The following is a 16,760-nucleotide window of genomic DNA, read 5'->3' as shown; positions in this document are numbered from 1 at the left end:
GTGACAGACTGGCCTCGCCCATAAGCGCCGAGTTACCGAAGTGGGCCGCCATGAGTGAGAACAGTGCTACGCGTGTGCTCGAAGACGGTCAAAAACCGGAACAACTCCGAGCATCGGAGCTGCGTCCGCTGCTCGCCGCGATGACCGCCGCCCGGGACGGCGACTTCACGAAGGTTCCGGAGACGGGCCACGGAATCGTGGCCGAGCTGACGGCCGTGTTCAACCAGATCATCGACCGCAACACGCACTTCAACGGCGAAGTGCAGCGCGTCAAGCGGGAGTTGGTACGGCACGGGCGGCTCGACGAACGGGTCACGGCGAGCCCCGGACAGGGCGCCTGGACCTCCCGGGTCAACGATGTGAACCAGCTGCTCGACGCCCTGGTGGCCCCGGCGGCGAACGCCACGCGGGTGCTCGACGCGGTGGCCGGCGGCGATCTGACCCAGCGGGTCGACCTGCACGACGGCAACCGGCAGTTGCGCGGTGATCTGCGGCGGCTGGGCCGGGCCGTGAACAAGATGGTCGACCAGCTCTCCCTGTTCACCGGCGAGGTGACCCGGGTCGCGCGCGAGGTGGGCACCGAGGGGCGGCTCGGCGGGCGCGCCAAGGTGACGGGTCTGTCCGGCAGTTGGCGGGACGTGACCGAGGCCGTCAACACGATGGCCTCCCGGCTGACCGCCCAGGTGCGCGACATCGCCCTGGTGACGACGGCGGTGGCCCGCGGCGACCTGACCCGTACGGTCACGGTCGAGGCGACCGGTGAGCTGCTCGAACTGAAGCTGACCGTGAACACGATGGTGGACCAGCTGTCCGCGTTCGCCGACGAGGTCACCCGCGTGGCCCGCGAGGTCGGCACCGAGGGCCAGCTGGGCGGGCGCGCCCAGGTTCGGGGCGTCAGCGGGGTCTGGAAGGACCTGACCGACAACGTCAACTTCATGGCCTCGAATCTGACGTCGCAGGTCCGCAACATCGCCCAGGTGACGACCGCCGTCGCCAACGGCGACCTGAGCCAGAAGATCACGGTCGACGCGCAGGGCGAGATCCTGGAACTCAAGTCGACCATCAACACCATGGTGGACCAGCTGTCCGCCTTCGCCGACGAGGTCACCCGCGTGGCCCGCGAGGTCGGCACCGAGGGCAACCTCGGCGGCCGCGCCCAGGTGCGAGGGGTCTCCGGCGTCTGGAAGGACCTGACCGACAACGTCAACTTCATGGCGGACAACCTCACCTCGCAGGTCCGCAACATCGCCCTGGTCTCGACCGCGGTGGCCCAGGGCGATCTCGGCAAGAAGATCACGGTCGAGGCGAAGGGCGAGATCCTGGAGCTGAAGTCCACGATCAACACCATGGTGGACCAGCTGTCCGCCTTCGCCGACGAGGTCACCCGCGTGGCCCGCGAGGTCGGCACCGAGGGCAACCTCGGCGGCCAGGCGCAGGTGCGGGGCGTGTCGGGCGTCTGGAAGGACCTGACCGACAACGTCAACTTCATGGCGCTGAACCTGACGTCGCAGGTCCGCAACATCGCCCAGGTGACGACCGCCGTCGCCAACGGCGACCTCTCCAAGAAGATCACCGTCGACGCGCGCGGCGAGATCCTGGAACTGAAGGACACCGTCAACACGATGGTGGAGCAGCTGCGCGCCTTCGCCGACGAGGTGACGAGGGTGGCCCGCGAGGTCGGCACCGACGGCCGGCTCGGCGGCCGCGCCCAGGTGCTCGGGGTGTCCGGTGTGTGGCGGGACCTGACCGACAACGTCAACTACATGGCGGACAACCTGACTTCACAGGTACGGAACATCGCCCAGGTGACGACCGCCGTCGCCAACGGCGACCTCTCCAAGAAGATCGACGTCGACGCGCGCGGCGAGATCCTGGAACTGAAGACCGCCATCAACACGATGGTCGACACGCTCTCCTCCTTCTCCTCCGAGGTCACCCGCGTGGCCCGCGAGGTCGGCTCCGAGGGCCAGCTCGGCGGCCAGGCAAGGGTCGAGGGCGTCTACGGCACCTGGAAGCGCCTGACGACGAACGTGAACGAGCTGGCCTCGAACCTGACCACCCAGGTCCGCGCGATCGCCGAGGTCGCCTCCGCCGTGGCCCAGGGCGACATGTCCCGCTCCATCACCGTGGAGACCCAGGGCGAGGTCGCCGAGCTGAAGGACAACATCAACCTGATGGTGGCCAACCTCCGCGAGACCACCCGCGCGAAGGACTGGCTGGAGTCCAACCTGGCCCGCCTGGCGGCCCTGATGCAGGGCCACCGCGATCTGATGGAGGTCGCCGACCTGCTGCTGCGGGAGCTGACGCCGCTGGTGAACGCCCAGTACGGCGCGTTCTTCCTGGCCGACCCGGACGAGGAGAGCGCGGGGCTGCGCACCGCCGTACCCACGAAGGGACTCGCCTTCATCGCCGGATACGGCTCCGCCCAGGGCACCACGATCGAGACCGGCGGCCTGCCGGTGCACGGCCTGGTCCGGCAGGCGGCCCGGGAGAAGAAGCGGATCCTCGTCGAGGAGGCCCCACCGGACTACATCAAGATCAACAGCGGGCTCGGCGAGGCGGCCCCCACGAGCGTCGTCATCATCCCGATCCTCTTCGAGGACAAGCTCCTCGGTGTGATCGAGCTGGCCTCCTTCTCCCGCTTCTCCGATGTGCACCTGGCCTTCTTCGACCAGTTCGTGAACACCATCGCCGTCGCGATCAACACGATCATCGCCAACTCCCGTACGGAGTCCCTGCTCGGCGAGTCTCAGCGCCTGGCCATGCAGCTCCAGGAACGCTCGGACGAACTCCAGAAGCAGCAGGCCGAGCTGCAGCGCTCGAACGCCGAACTGGAGGAGAAGGCAGCCCTGTTGGCCACGAGCTCCCAGTACAAGTCGGAGTTCCTGGCGAACATGTCGCACGAGCTGCGCACCCCGCTGAACTCCCTGCTGATCCTGGCGAGGCTGCTCTCCGACAACCCGGACGGCCATCTCTCCGACCAGGAAGTGCAGTTCGCGACGACGATCCACCGCTCCGGCTCGGACCTCCTCCAGCTGATCAACGACATCCTGGACCTGTCGAAGATCGAGGCCGGCCGCATGGACGTACGCCCGAAGAAGCTCCCGCTCATCAAGCTCCTCGACTACGTCCACGCCACCTTCCGTCCGCTCACTCTCGACCGGGGCCTCGCCTTCGAGGTGGCGGTCGGCGAGGACGTGCCGCGCGAGATGTACTCGGACGAGCAGCGCCTCCAGCAGATCCTGCGCAACCTGCTCTCCAACGCGATCAAGTTCACCGCGTCGGGCCGGGTCGAGCTGCGCGTGAGCCGGATCAAGGACCCCGAGCGCCTCCATGTCCGCGACAGCGACGACGTGATCGCCTTCGCCGTCACGGACACCGGCATCGGCATCGCCGCCGAGAAACTCCCGGTGATCTTCGAGGCGTTCCAGCAGGCCGACGGCACCACCAACCGCAAGTACGGCGGCACCGGCCTCGGCCTGTCCATCAGCCGGGAGATCGCGGGCCTGCTCGGCGGCCGTATCGTCGCCACCAGCGAGCCCGGCAAGGGGTCCACCTTCACGCTGTACGTCCCCGTCGTCAGCCCCGGCCACCCGGCGACCGGGCCGGTCCCCGAGGAGCATGCCCTGCCGATGCCGGAACAGCTGTCCGCCGAGCCGTTCACCGCCACGCACGACGTGGACGACTCCTGGCCGGCCCCCACCAAACTGGAGGCCTGGAAGACGGGCCGGGCGGGTCAAGTGCTGCCCGGGCGACGGGTGTTGATCGTCGACGACGACATCCGCAACGTCTTCGCCCTCACCCATGTCCTCGGCCGCGTCGGCATGCCGGTCCTGTACGCGGAGAACGGCCGCGAGGGCATCGAGACGCTTGAGCGCAACCCGGACGTCGAACTGGTCCTGATGGACATCATGATGCCGGAGATGGACGGCTACGAGACCATCTCCGCCATCCGCCGCACCCCCCGCTGGTCCGGTCTGCCGATCGTCGCCCTGACCGCCAAGGCGATGCCCGGAGACCGCGAGAAGTCCATCGGCCGGGGTGCGAACGACTACGTACCGAAGCCGGTGGACGTCGATCAGCTGCTGACGGTCGTCTGCGCACTGCTGGATCCGGAGGGCGCGGACGAGACCACCGACACCACTGCCCCGCAGCCGGGCACGACCGAGGAAGCGGCGGCGGCAGGGCCGAACACCGAATGAGGCACACTCATCATGAGCGCTGAGGCAACGACCAACGAGCGCGCCAGCATCCTCCTCGTGGACGACATGGAGGACAACCTGATCGCGCTGGAGGCCGTCCTGGGGTCCCTCAACGAGCCGCTGGTACGCGCACGTTCGGGCGAGGAGGCGATGAAGGCGCTGCTGCGCCAGCACTTCGCCCTCGTCCTGCTCGATGTCCGCATGCCCGGCATGGACGGATTCGAGACGGCCGCCAACATCAAGCGGCTCGACCAGACCAAGGACGTCCCGATCATCTTCCTGACCGGCGCGGAGGACGACTCCGGCTACGCCTTCCGCGGCTACGCCACAGGCGCCGCGGACTACCTGACCAAGCCCTTCGACCCCTGGGTCCTCCGGGCGAAGGTCACCGTCTTCCTGGACCTCCACCGCAAGAACCGACAACTGGAACGTCTATTGGCACAGGAACAGTCGGACTACGGCGAGGTGGGCACCAGACTGGCCGAACTGGAACGGCAGTTGGACGCGGAGGAGCCCCCGGACCTGGCAGCACTTCGGGTGCAGGTACGGGAGCTCCGGGAACTCGTAGCCAGGGGCCGCGGCTTCTAGCTTTTAGGGGCGCGGGGAACTGCGCGATCAACCACAACGAACCGTCAGCCGCCAAGCAACCCGCACCAGCCCCTACGCTTCGCGCGTCCCCGCGTACATCTCATCAATGAGGTGCTTGTACTCCCGCTCAACAACAGGCCGCTTCAGCTTCAGGCTGGGCGTGATCTCACCGTGCTCCACGTCGAGGTCCCGCGGCAGAAGACGGAACTTCTTGACGGTCTGCCACCGCTGAAGCCCCTGGTTGAGCTCCGTGACATACCCCTCGATGAGGGCCACGGTCGCCGGCTCGGCGACAACCTCGGCGTACGACTTGCCCGCCAAGCCGTTCTCGGACGCCCACTGCAGAATCGACGGCTCGTCCAGCGCGATGAGCGCGGTGCAGAAGTTCCGGTCGGCTCCGTGCACCAGGATGTTGGACACATACGGGCACACCGCCTTGAACTGCCCCTCGACCTCCGCGGGCGCGATGTACTTGCCGCCGGACGTCTTGATGAGGTCCTTCTTGCGGTCGGTGATGCGCAGGTACCCGTCGGGCGACAGCTCACCGATGTCACCGGTGTGGAACCAGCCGTCCGACTCCAGCACCTCGGCGGTCTTCTCGGGCAGCCCGTGGTAGCCCTCCATGATGCCCGGGCTGCGCAGCAGGATCTCCCCGTCGTCCGCGATACGCACCTCCGTGCCGGGCAGCGGCTTGCCGACCGTGCCGGTGCGGTAGGCCTCGCCGGGGTTCACGAAGGAGGCCGCCGAGGACTCCGTGAGGCCGTACCCCTCGAGGATGTGGATGCCGGCGCCGGCGAAGAAGTAGCCGATCTCGGGCGCGAGCGCGGCCGAGCCGGAGACGCACGCCCGCAGGTTCCCGCCGAACGCCTCGCGGATCTTGGCGAACACCAGCGCGTCGGCGACCTTGTGCTTCGCGCCGAGCGAGAACGGGACGGACGCCGTGCCGGTGCGCCGGAAGTTGTCCTGCGCGACCTTGGCGTACTCGCGGGCGACCCCGGCCGCCCACTGGAAGATCTTGTACTTGGCGCCGCCGCCTGCCTTCGCCTTGGCCGCGACCCCGTTGTAGACCTTCTCGAAGATGCGCGGGACGGCCGCCATGTACGTCGGCTGCACGACCGGCAGATTCTCGATGATCTTGTCCACGCGGCCGTCGACGGCGGTGACGTGCCCCACCTCGATCTGGCCGGAGGTGAGCACCTTGCCGAAGACGTGCGCGAGCGGCAGCCACAGGTACTGCACGTCCTCGCCGCTGATCAGCCCGGTCGCGGCGATCGCCTTCGCCATGTACGACCAGTTGTCGTGCGGCAGACGCACACCCTTGGGGCGGCCGGTCGTGCCCGAGGTGTAGATCAGGGTCGCGAGCTGATCGGACGTGATCGCACCGACCCGCTCCTTGATCAGGTCGGGGTCCTTCTCAAGCCGGGCGGCGCCCCGGGCCTCCAGCTCGGAGAGCGTGAGGACCCAGTCGCCGGTCTCGACGCCCGCCGGGTCGATCACGACGACATGGGTGAGGTCGGGCAGCTCGGCGCGCTTCTCGACCGCCTTGGCGAGCTGGGCCGCGTCCTCCGCGATCAGCACCCGGCTGTCGGAGTCGGAGAGGATGAACGCCGACTCGTCGGCGTTGGTCTGCGGGTAGACCGTGGTGGTGGCCGCTCCGGCGCACAGGATGCCGAGGTCGGCGAGGATCCACTCGACCCGGGTGGAGGCGGCGAGCGCGACGCGCTGCTCGGGCTGCACACCCAGTTCGATCAGACCGGCCGCGATCGCGTAGACCCGCTCGGCGGCCTGCGCCCAGCTGAGCGTCTTCCATTCGTCGGGTCCCTCACCGGAGGCGGGCGCCACCGGGTAGCGGTAGGCCTCCGCGTCCGGTGTGGCTGCGACGCGTTCCAGGAAGAGGGTCGCCACGCTCGGCGGACGGTTCTCGATCAGTGTCTGTGTGTCGCTCACGACATCCTCCGGGGCCCGCGGCAGCGCGGCTGGCTCAAGTGCGGCGGTATTGACTGCGGCTGTAATCCACTCGCAAGACGTTGTTTAACTCGCGAGTAACTATCGAGCAGAGATCAGGGTAGAGCCCGACCGGCCGGTTCGTAAGGGGCGGCGGCCTGTCACTTCGTACAGAGAGCGACCCTACGCACGCGTAGGGGCTCGCCGCACTTTCGTACGCCGAGCCCCTGTTGTGTCCGGATTGGTGCCGCAACCCGTTGTTACTCGCGGTTACTTCTTGCCCTTGCCCGACCCCGCGCTGTCATCGCTGGAGAGTACGGCGATGAACGCCTCCTGCGGAACCTCCACGGAACCCACCATCTTCATCCGCTTCTTGCCCTCCTTCTGCTTCTCCAGCAGCTTGCGCTTACGGGAGATGTCGCCGCCGTAACACTTGGCGAGGACGTCCTTGCGGATGGCGCGGATGGTCTCGCGGGCGATCACCCGGGAGCCGATGGCGGCCTGGATGGGCACCTCGAAGGCCTGCCGCGGGATGAGCTCGCGCAGCTTGGCGACGAGCCGCACACCGTACGCGTAGGCCGCGTCCTTGTGAGTGATGGCGGAGAAGGCGTCGACCTTGTCGCCGTGCAGCAGGATGTCGACCTTGACCAGGCTGGAGGTCTGCTCGCCGGTGGGCTCGTAGTCCAGCGAGGCGTAGCCGCGCGTCTTCGACTTCAGCTGGTCGAAGAAGTCGAAGACGATCTCGGCGAGAGGCAGCGTGTAGCGGATCTCGACGCGGTCCTCGGACAGGTAGTCCATGCCGAGGAGGGTGCCGCGGCGGGTCTGGCACAGCTCCATGATCGAGCCGATGAACTCGCTGGGGGCGAGGATCGTGGCGCGTACGACGGGCTCGTACACCTCGTTGATCTTGCCCTCGGGGAACTCGCTCGGGTTGGTGACCGTGTGCTCGGTCCCGTCCTCCATGAGGACGCGGTAGACCACGTTCGGAGCGGTAGCGATGAGGTCGAGCCCGAACTCGCGCTCCAGCCGCTCCCGGATGACGTCGAGATGCAGCAGCCCCAGGAAACCGACGCGGAAGCCGAAGCCGAGGGCGGCCGAGGTCTCCGGCTCGTACACGAGCGCCGCGTCGTTGAGCTGGAGCTTGTCGAGGGCGTCGCGCAGCTCGGGGTAGTCGGAGCCGTCCAGCGGATACAGCCCGGAGAAGACCATCGGCTTCGGGTCCTTGTATCCCCCGAGGGCCTCGGTCGCGCCCTTGGCCAGGCTGGTGATGGTGTCACCGACCTTGGACTGCCGGACGTCCTTCACCCCGGTGATGAGGTAGCCGACCTCACCGACGCCGAGGCCGTCCGCGCCGAGCATCTCGGGCGAGTTCGTGCCGATCTCCAGCAGCTCGTGCGTGGCGCCGGTGGACATCATCCGGATCCGCTCGCGCTTGTTGAGCTGGCCGTCGACGACTCGTACATACGTCACGACACCGCGGTAGGAGTCGTAGACGGAGTCGAAGATCATCGCGCGGGCGGGGGCGTCCGCGACGCCGACCGGCGCCGGGATCTCCTTGACCACCTTGTCGAGCAGCGCGTCGACGCCGAGACCGGTCTTGGCGGAGACCCGCAGCACGTCGTCCGGGTCGCAGCCGACGAGGTTCGCGAGCTCCTCGGCGAACTTCTCGGGCTGCGCGGCCGGCAGGTCGATCTTGTTCAGTACGGGGATGATCGTGAGGTCGTTCTCCATCGCCAGATACAGGTTGGCGAGGGTCTGGGCCTCGATGCCCTGGGCGGCGTCGACGAGGAGGACGGTCCCCTCGCAGGCGGCGAGCGACCGCGAGACCTCGTAGGTGAAGTCGACGTGCCCCGGGGTGTCGATCATGTTGAGGATGTGCGTGTTGCCGGGCTCATGGGTCGGAGCCCAGGGCAGCCGCACCGCCTGGGACTTGATCGTGATGCCGCGCTCGCGCTCGATGTCCATCCGGTCGAGGTACTGAGCACGCATCTGCCGCTGCTCGACCACACCGGTCAGCTGGAGCATCCGGTCGGCGAGCGTGGACTTGCCGTGGTCGATGTGCGCGATGATGCAGAAATTGCGGATCAGAGCCGGGTCGGTACGGCTCGGCTCGGGCACATTGTTAGGGGTCGCGGGCACGCAGGGTCCTGTCTCTTGAGGCGCCTTATGCCTCGGGTCGGATCGATACGTAGGTTCCATGGTCCCACGGGTGGCGACCGGGGACCGTTTTGGGCCGCCGGGACGGCCGCTGGTACTCTGGGTGGCTGTGTCTCATTGCCCTCTCGGCGCGAGGCACAACTCCCAAGAAATCACCTGGTACGGGACCCGGTATCTCCTGCGTATTTCCTGCGCGGAGTGCTCCTGGCCCTGTGCCTGAACCTGAAAAGGCTCAATCAGTGGCGAACATCAAGTCCCAGATCAAGCGGATCAAGACCAACGAGAAGGCCCGGCTGCGCAACAAGGCCGTCAAGTCCTCCCTGAAGACCGCGATCCGCAAGGCCCGCGAGGCCGCTGCCGCGGGTGACGTCGAGAAGGCCACCGAGTACCAGCGCGCTGCCGCGCGTCAGCTCGACAAGGCCGTCTCGAAGGGCGTCATCCACAAGAACCAGGCCGCCAACAAGAAGTCGGCGCTTGCTTCCAAGGTCGCCTCCATCCAGGGCTGAACCTCTTACTGATCTGACCGGTCCCGCGGGACCGAACCGCCGGAAGGACCCAGAGCGGGCCCTCTCTCATCCGCTCCCGACCGGCACCCGAAGGATCCGCGCGCGGCCTGCGTTCGCCACGCGGGCGCGGATCCGACAGCTTGAGCCCAAGGCCCCGGCACCCAGCCCTTCCCCAGGGCGGGATGCCGGGGCCTTGGGCATTCCTGGCCGGTACCTCTCGACGGCGTGCCTTACGCCCGGCCCCGGGACCGGGCGGTACGGGCGATCACCACGACCGCCTTCTCCAGCGCGTACTCGGGATCGTCACCGCCACCCTTCACCCCCGCGTCCGCCTCGGCGACCGCACGCAGGGCGACCGCCACTCCATCCGGTGTCCACCCCCGCATCTGCTGCCGTACCCGGTCGATCTTCCACGGCGGCATCCCCAGCTCACGCGCCAGATCGGCCGGCCGCCCCCCACGCGCGGACGAGAGCTTCCCGATCGCCCGCACGCCCTGCGCCAGCGCGCTGGTGATCATCACCGGCGCCACCCCGGTGGCCAGGGACCACCTGAGCGCCTCCAGTGCCTCGGCCGCCCGCCCCTCCACGGCCCGGTCGGCGACCGTGAAGCTCGACGCCTCGGCCCGCCCCGTGTAGTACCGCCCGACGACGGCCTCGTCGATGGTCCCCTCGACGTCGGCGACCAGCTGGGAGACGGCGGACGCCAGCTCCCGCAGATCGCTCCCGATGGCGTCCACGAGGGCCTGGCAGGCCTCGGGCGTGGCCGATCTCCCGGCCGCCCTGAACTCCCCGCGCACGAAGGCCAGCCGATCCGCCGGCTTGGTCATCTTCGGACAGGCCACCTCCCGCGCCCCGGCCTTGCGCGCGGCGTCGAGAAGGGCCTTGCCCTTGGCTCCGCCCGCATGGACCAGCACGAGGGTGATCTCCTCGGCGGGCGCCCCGAGGTAGGCCTTCACGTCCTTGACCGTGTCGGCGGAGAGGTCCTGCGCATTGCGTACGACCACGACCTTGCGCTCGGCGAAGAGCGAGGGGCTGGTCAGCTCGGCGAGCGTGCCGGGCAGCACCTGTTCCGGTGTCAGGTCACGTACGTCCGTGTCGGCGTCGGCGGCCCTGGCGGCGGCCACCACCTCCTGCACGGCACGGTCGAGCAGGAGGTCCTCCTGGCCCACGGCAAGCGTCACCGGGGCGAGAGGGTCGTCTTCAGCAGTCTTCCTGGCCATTGCGACAAGCATGGCACGGGGCACTGACAACGCGGCGACTACGGCCGCGCCCGACGGGGGCGCGGGGCTGTATGGACATGCGGCTCCGCCGCGATGGGGGTCCCCCGCTCATGGGGGTCCCCCCGCTCGAGCGAAGTCGAGAGCGGGGGAGAAGTCGGGAGTGGGGGAGCGACCAGCCACGTCCGGCGCGCAGCCGGCACTCAACCCGCGTCCCCGGCGATCCAGCGGAGCGCTACGGCTCCTCCCGCCACCCGTCCCACTCCCCCGCGAACTCGTCCAGCTCCCCGGGGTCCAGCCGTCCGTCCTCGTCGCGCAGGACGACCAGCCACTGCGCGTCCTCCGCGTCGTCCTCACCGGCCAGGGCGTCCCGTACGAGCTGCGGCTCCTCGCTCACTCCGAACCGCTCCCCGAGCGCCTCGGCCACCGCCTCCGCGGCATCGCGGTCGGGCAGCACCAGCACATGTCTCACATCGCTCACGGAGCCATTTTCAGGCACCCCGGCCAAGGGACGGTCAGGCCTTGCGCACGATCTGAACGTCGAGGTCGACCCGGATGCTCGGCCCCACCACCGCGATCCCGCGGGCCAGCATGGTCTGCCAGCTCACCGTGAAGTCGTCCCGGTGCAGTTCCGTGGTGGCCCGGCAGGCCGCCCGCACCTCGCCCTCCATGCCGTTGCCGAGCCCGAGGTACTCGGTGTCGAGGGTGACCGTCCGCGTCACACCGTGCAGCGACAGCGCGCCGGTGACCGCCCACCGGTTCCCGCCCTTGTGCACGAACCGCTCGCTGTAGAACTCCAGCGTCGGAAAGCGCACCACGTCCAGGAAGTCACCGGACCGCAGATGGTCGTCCCGCATCCGGACGTTCGTGTCGATGGACGCCGCGTCGATCACCACATGCATCGCCGACTGCTCCACCGGGTCGGTGATCCGGACGGCCCCGGCGAAGGAGTTGAACCGGCCGTGGATCCGGGCCAGCCCGATGTGCCGCGCGGTGAACCCGATCGAGGAATGCGTGGGTTCGATCTCCCAGTCGCCCGCCGGCGGCAGCTCCGGCGGCCTCGCGACCTGGAGCGTCACATCCCCCAGCGAGGCGAGTGCGTTCTCCCCGACGGTCGCACTGGCCCGGAACGGCGTGTATCCCTCGGCGGACACCGCGAGCCGGTACTCCCCGGCGGGCACCGTCGTCAGGAACGATCCGTAGGGGTCCGTCTCCCCGCCGACCACCTTGCGTCCCATGGCGTCGCTGACCGCGAACTCCGCGTGTTTCACGGGTTCGTTGACCGGATCCAGCACCCGGCAGCTCAGCACCCCGGCACTCGGCGGGGTCTGCACCGCCGCCAGGGGACTCGTCCGTTGCACCCTGTTCGTTCGGTTTCCCAGCCAGCGGCCGAACATCCACGCCACCCCTGTGCGCCTCGACATCTTCTGTTGCCGAAGAGACATTCGATCACTGTTGCGGCTTTCGAGGCAACACGGAGTGTCTACGCACGAGTAGCAACCACTGGTCCCCTCTGGCCCCATGTGACGCCATGTGACCTCAATCAGTCACCGCCAGGGGATTTCGCACCGTCGGCACACAGCCGAGTTCGATCCCGAACCGCTCCCGGTACGCCCCGAACACCTCCTCGTCCGTGCCCAACTCCCGCTCCTGACGCGCCCCGTCTGCGCCCGTGACCTTGAACGTGCGTCCGCTGAGGGTGATCCTCCCTCCGTCCTCCGTCACCCTTGAACACACCAGCGACTGCACGAAGTGCGACGCCGGGGAGGTGCTGTGCCACCACGCCCCGGCCACGAAGTCGCCGAGCTCACGGGGCCGCACCTCCAGCCGGTACTGCGGCCTGCCGTTCACGACGACGTCCAGGTCCGGCCCCGCCTCGACGATCCGGAAGCTGCCGCCGGGATCCTTCTGCTCCACCCTGTCCCCGAATGCCAGCGGGTAGTGGCTGTGCGCCCCGAAGCCCACGTCCGCCAGCCACTCGCTGCCGTCCGACGCCCGCACCCGCAGCGCGAGATGGTCGTACGGGATCCCGAGCCGCCCCGCATCCCCGTGCACCCGCGCCGCGAGCAGCGTGACCTCGAACCCCAGCGCGCCGAGCAAGGCCCCGAACGCCCCGTTGAGTTCGTAACAGAAGCCGCCCCGCCGTGCCCCGACCACCTTGTCCAGCAGCCGCTTCTCCTCCAGCACGATCTCCTCGCCGAGGTGGATCGACACGTTCTCGAAGGGCACTGTCCGCAGGTGTCGCAGGTGCAGCTCGCGCAGCACGTCGGCGGTGGCGCCGGCGGCCCGCTGCGGGCGCTCGGCTCCCAGACGGCGGAGGTAGGCATCAACCTGTGCGGAATTCATGTGCTCAGTCTCGCGCCACCCCCAGCTCCCTGCCTTCCCCCGTGACCGCGAGGGCGCCGTCCCGGTCCGTCCGCAGCACCACCGCGCCCTCGGCCTGCAGCGACGCGACCGTGCTGGGGGCGGGGTGGCCGTACATGTTGTGCTCCCCGCAACTGATCAACGCGATCCGCGGCGCCGCCCTGCGCATCAGCTCCGGATCCTGGTACGCCGAACCGTGATGGGCCACCTTGAGGACGTCCACACCGCCGAGAAGCGCGCCCTCCGGCGATCTCAACAGCGCCTGCTGGGACGGAGGTTCGAGATCCCCGAGCAGCAGCAGCCGCAGTCCGCCCGATCTGGCGAGCAGGGCGACGCTGGCGTCGTTCGGGCCGTCCGGATCCGGTGCCGGGCGGGGTGGGGGCCACAGCACCTGCCAGGAGAGCGAGCCGGTCCGGCGCTGCTCCCCCGCCACGGCGTGGGTGAGCGGGATGTGTCGTGCCGCCGCCTCCTTCCTGACGAACCGCGCCTGGTCCGCGGGTTCTTCGAAGCCCGTCGTCTCGATCGCGCCCACCGAACGTCCGCGCAGCACGCCGGGCAGCCCGGCCACGTGGTCGGCGTGGAAGTGGGTGAGCACGATCAAGGGGATCCTGGTGATGCCGAGGGTGCGCAGGCAGTGGTCGACAAGCGTGGGATCGGGCCCTGCGTCCACCACCACACCGCTGCCGTCCCCCGCCGCCAGCACCGTCGCGTCGCCCTGCCCCACGTCGCACATGGCGAATCTCCACCCCGGCGGCGGCCACCCCGTGATCACTCTGGTCAGCGGTGGCGGCTGCACGACGACGAGCACGAGCAGCACCCCGCACGCGGCACACCACCACGGATGTCTCAGCAGCCTTCGGCCGAGCAGCAGCGCCGTCACCGTGACCAGGGCGAGCAGTCCCGCGCCGCTCCACGTGCCCGGCCAGTCCACTCCCCCGCCGGGCAGGGCCGCGCCCGTCCGGGCGATGCCCGCGATCCAGCCCGTCGGCCAACTCGCGCACCAGGCCAGCGCCTTGGCCACCGGCATCAGCACGGGCGCCGTCGCCAGCGCCGCGAACCCCAGCACGGTGGCGGGCGCCACCGCGATCTCGGCGAGCAGATTGCACGGCACTGCCACCAGACTCACCCGCGCCGACAGCACGGCGACGACGGGCGCGCACAACGCCTGTGCCGCGGCCGCCGCGGCCAGCCCTTCGGCGAGCCTCGGTGGGACCCGGCGCCGGCGCAGTGCCTCGCTCAAGCGGGGCGCGAGCGTGAGCAGGGCGCCGGTGGCCAGCACGGAGAGCAGGAAGCCGTAACTGCGGGCCAGCCAAGGGTCGTACAGCACGAGGAGCAGGACCGCTGTCGCCAGCGCCGGAATGAGCGATCTGCGGCGTCCGGTGGCCAGGGCCAGCAGGACGACGCCCCCGCAGGCCGCGGCGCGCAGCACGCTCGGATCCGGTCTGCACACGATCACGAAGGCGAGCGTGAGGGCTCCGCCGAGCAGCGCGGTCGTCCTGAGCGGAATGCCGAGCCGCGGTGCGAGTCCGCGGCGTTCCACCAGTTGAGCCGTGCCGGGTGGCCCGATGAGCAGGGCGAGGATGATCGTGAGATTGCTCCCGGACACGGCGAGCGTGTGTGCGAGGTCGGTCTCCTTGAACGCCTCGTCCAGCTCCGGGGTGATCCGCGAGGTGTCCCCGACGACCAGGCCGGGCAGCAACGCCCTGGCGTCCGCCGGCAGCCCGTCGGTCGCCTCCCGCAGCCCGGCCCGCAACCGCCCGGCGAACCGCTGCACCCCGGACGGGCCCGCCACCACCGCGGGCGCGGTCTTCCCCCGCACCCGCAGCACGGCCGCGACCCGGTCGCCCTCGACCGCCGCCGGCGCCAACCGCGCAACGACCCGTACCCGCGTGGAGGGCAACAGCTCCAGCCAGGGCGACCGTGGTGCCCGCTCCCCTCCGGCACCACGTGCTCCCACGTCGGCGATCATCAACACGGGCGTTCGTGTCGCCACCGCCGTCCCGCCCGCCTCCTCCACACGCCGCACCTCCCCCTCGATCAGCACGGAGGCCGGGGCGACATGGTCCCCGCTGATCCGGGGCCGGCTGAGCCGTGGGTCGGAGCCGACCTCGACCTCGGCGGTCACGGTGGCGTACTGCCGGGCCAGCTCCGGCACGGGGCCACGCCGGACGTCGGCACCGTGCAGCCCCGCAGACACGGCGGCCGCGGCGACGCAGAGCAGGACGGCGGCGACGGAGACCCGCGGCCACGCTCCCCGCTCCGGTCGACCGCCCGCCCGCGAAGCCCCGCCCGCGGGCGCAGGCACCGGTGCCGACTGCTCGGGCAACGGACCGCCGCCCTGGCAGCCACCGGCGGGAGCGCCGGTCGCCAACGGGGCGCCGGCAGGAGCACCGCCGCCCTGCCGACCGCCGCCGGAGCTTCCACCCCAGCCGCCGCCGAGACGGGCACCGCCGCCGTAACCGCCCTGCCCCTGCCCACCGCGGCTTCCTCCGCCGTCCGCTCCTCGTCTCCGAACGAACAGCAGCACACCGGCCGCGACGAGGCACACCACCGCCGTGCTCATGACCCACGCCGCCGTCGCGTCCAGCATCACCGCGGCCGTCGCCCAGACCGCGAGTGCGGGCGGTACGAGGCGCAGGTCCGTCGGCCCTTCCTGGCGGGGGTGAGCGGCTCCCAGCCGTCCTGAGGAGGCGGCGTGGACGGCCGCACGACCGGCCTGGAGATCGGGAGCGCCCCTCATGGCCGTACGAGATTCCGGAGATCGGCGAAGCGGCGGTCGCCGATGCCGTTGACTTCTCGCAGCTGGTCCACCGAGCGGAAACCGCCGTGCTGCGTGCGGTAGTCGACGATGTGCTGGGCCAGTACGGGTCCGACGCCCGGCAGGGTCTCGAGCTGGTCCACCGTGGCGGTGTTGAGCGGGACCGGAGCGGTGAGTGCGGCGCCCGCCGCCGAACCGGCCGGGCCGCCAGGAGCCGCGGCGGGCACCGGGGCGCCAAGGCCGCCGACCATCACCTGCTCCCCGTCCACGAGGAATCGGGCCCGGTTCAGCCCGTCGGTGCTCGTCCCGGGACGCACCCCACCGGCCGCGCGCAACGCGTCGGCGACGCGTGAACCGGCGGGCAGGCGATGGATCCCGGGCTCACGGACCTTGCCGCTGACGTCCACGACGATCTCGGCCCCGGCCGTGCCTGCGGCGCTCGGCGCCCCGGGCGAAGCGTCCGGCCCCGGCCGCTCGCTCCCCTTCCGTTCACCGAAGGGAGCCGCCGCCCGCACCACCTCGGGCGCCCGCACGGACTGTGTCCGCCCGGCCCAGAAGTGCTGAACGGCGAACACCGCGGCAACGACGAGCAGTACCGAGAGCGCGACCACGCTCCGCCGCTCAAGGCCGCACCTGGCCTGCAGCCACAGCGGCATCCGCTCCCGCAGCGCAAGCCCCGCCCGCATGCGCCAGGCCTCTGGGAACCTGCGATCGTCCGGGCTCTCGGCGGCCGTTCCGTCCCGGGGTGACAGACCGCGCTCATCGCCCTCCTCGACGGTCGCGAGCGGCGGTCCTGCTCCCGACTCCCGCCATTCCCCCGCCCGTTCGGGGAACAGCACCTCCGCACGGCGTCGGAGGTCCTCCGCCGGCGCATGCCGGTGACCGTGCCGGACCCGGCTGCGGGCCATGGGGCGCCGATGACGGATCCGGCCGTCGGACGCGGGGCCGCGCCCCGGACCACTGGTCGCGGTCGCTGTGCGTGAACGTGATCGAAGTGCCATGGCACGACGATGGTGCACTCCGC

11 protein-coding genes are annotated in these 16,760 nt (G+C 70.0%); 3 read left to right on the top strand and 8 right to left on the bottom strand.

Translation table 11 applies throughout. The annotated features are described in order from the left end of the window. Positions 1-50: 50 nt before the first annotated feature. Both ACFY1U_RS00620 and ACFY1U_RS00615 read left to right on the top strand, forming a co-directional pair. Positions 51-4,202: a HAMP domain-containing protein gene (locus ACFY1U_RS00620; RefSeq protein ID WP_390691953.1), complete on the top strand. Its 4,152-nt coding sequence runs from the start codon at positions 51-53 to the stop codon at positions 4,200-4,202. Between the two features lie 12 nt (positions 4,203-4,214). Then, positions 4,215-4,790 carry a two-component system response regulator gene (locus tag ACFY1U_RS00615; protein ID WP_390691952.1) on the top strand — a complete coding sequence of 192 codons (576 nt, stop codon included), beginning with the start codon at positions 4,215-4,217 and terminating at the stop codon, positions 4,788-4,790. A gap of 72 nt (positions 4,791-4,862) precedes the next feature. On the opposite strand, the gene ACFY1U_RS00610 is transcribed toward ACFY1U_RS00615, so the two are convergent. Both ACFY1U_RS00610 and lepA read right to left on the bottom strand, forming a co-directional pair. Further along, a complete protein-coding gene (locus ACFY1U_RS00610; protein ID WP_390691951.1) occupies positions 4,863-6,737 on the bottom strand; it encodes an AMP-dependent synthetase/ligase in 1,875 nt (624 codons plus the stop codon). A 267-nt stretch (positions 6,738-7,004) separates the two neighbouring features. Then, complete coding sequence (gene lepA / locus ACFY1U_RS00605) at positions 7,005-8,873, bottom strand: translation elongation factor 4 (protein ID WP_344402446.1); 1,869 nt, start codon at positions 8,871-8,873, stop codon at positions 7,005-7,007. Positions 8,874-9,130: 257 nt separating this feature from the next. Here lepA and rpsT point away from each other — a divergent pair, with 257 nt between their 5' ends. Beyond that, positions 9,131-9,397, top strand: a complete 267-nt coding sequence (gene rpsT / locus ACFY1U_RS00600; protein WP_390691950.1) for a 30S ribosomal protein S20 — start codon at positions 9,131-9,133, stop codon at positions 9,395-9,397. 230 nt (positions 9,398-9,627) lie between these two features. Here the strand turns inward: rpsT and holA are convergent, their stop codons facing one another. From holA to ACFY1U_RS00570, 6 genes are all read right to left on the bottom strand, one after another. Continuing rightward, a complete protein-coding gene (holA, locus tag ACFY1U_RS00595) occupies positions 9,628-10,617 on the bottom strand; it encodes a DNA polymerase III subunit delta (protein ID WP_390691949.1) in 990 nt (329 codons plus the stop codon). A 232-nt stretch (positions 10,618-10,849) separates the two neighbouring features. Next, entirely contained in the window at positions 10,850-11,095 is a 246-nt protein-coding gene (locus tag ACFY1U_RS00590) for a hypothetical protein (protein ID WP_390691948.1), read from the bottom strand. A gap of 34 nt (positions 11,096-11,129) precedes the next feature. Continuing rightward, a complete protein-coding gene (locus ACFY1U_RS00585) occupies positions 11,130-12,011 on the bottom strand; it encodes a YceI family protein (RefSeq protein WP_390692813.1) in 882 nt (293 codons plus the stop codon). 142 nt (positions 12,012-12,153) lie between these two features. Beyond that, positions 12,154-12,960: an arylamine N-acetyltransferase gene (locus ACFY1U_RS00580; RefSeq protein ID WP_390691947.1), complete on the bottom strand. Its 807-nt coding sequence runs from the start codon at positions 12,958-12,960 to the stop codon at positions 12,154-12,156. 4 nt (positions 12,961-12,964) lie between these two features. Next, entirely contained in the window at positions 12,965-15,718 is a 2,754-nt protein-coding gene (locus ACFY1U_RS00575) for a ComEC/Rec2 family competence protein (RefSeq protein ID WP_390691946.1), read from the bottom strand. Then, positions 15,715-16,737 (bottom strand): helix-hairpin-helix domain-containing protein, encoded by a 1,023-nt coding sequence (locus ACFY1U_RS00570; protein WP_390691945.1) that lies wholly within the window; start codon positions 16,735-16,737, stop codon positions 15,715-15,717. Before ACFY1U_RS00570 ends, ACFY1U_RS00575 begins: the two co-directional genes overlap by 4 nt. Between the last annotated feature and the right edge of the window lie 23 nt (positions 16,738-16,760).

The organism is Streptomyces sp. NPDC001351, from assembly GCF_042896045.1.
Classification (GTDB): domain Bacteria; phylum Actinomycetota; class Actinomycetes; order Streptomycetales; family Streptomycetaceae; genus Streptomyces.
This window is presented reverse-complemented; position numbering and strand designations above follow the sequence as displayed.

What these genes read in the sequence shown, in the direction of transcription:
- ACFY1U_RS00620 (WP_390691953.1), top strand. Translation starts at nt 51, where the DNA reads ATGAGTGAGAACAGTGCTACGCGTGTGCTCGAAGACGGTCAAAAACCG.
- ACFY1U_RS00580 (WP_390691947.1), bottom strand. Translation starts at nt 12,960, where the DNA reads ATGAATTCCGCACAGGTTGATGCCTACCTCCGCCGTCTGGGAGCCGAG.
- ACFY1U_RS00570 (WP_390691945.1), bottom strand. Translation starts at nt 16,737, where the DNA reads ATGGCACTTCGATCACGTTCACGCACAGCGACCGCGACCAGTGGTCCG.
- ACFY1U_RS00585 (WP_390692813.1), bottom strand. Translation starts at nt 12,011, where the DNA reads ATGTTCGGCCGCTGGCTGGGAAACCGAACGAACAGGGTGCAACGGACG.
- ACFY1U_RS00575 (WP_390691946.1), bottom strand. Translation starts at nt 15,718, where the DNA reads ATGAGGGGCGCTCCCGATCTCCAGGCCGGTCGTGCGGCCGTCCACGCC.
- holA (WP_390691949.1), bottom strand. Translation starts at nt 10,617, where the DNA reads ATGGCCAGGAAGACTGCTGAAGACGACCCTCTCGCCCCGGTGACGCTT.
- ACFY1U_RS00615 (WP_390691952.1), top strand. Translation starts at nt 4,215, where the DNA reads ATGAGCGCTGAGGCAACGACCAACGAGCGCGCCAGCATCCTCCTCGTG.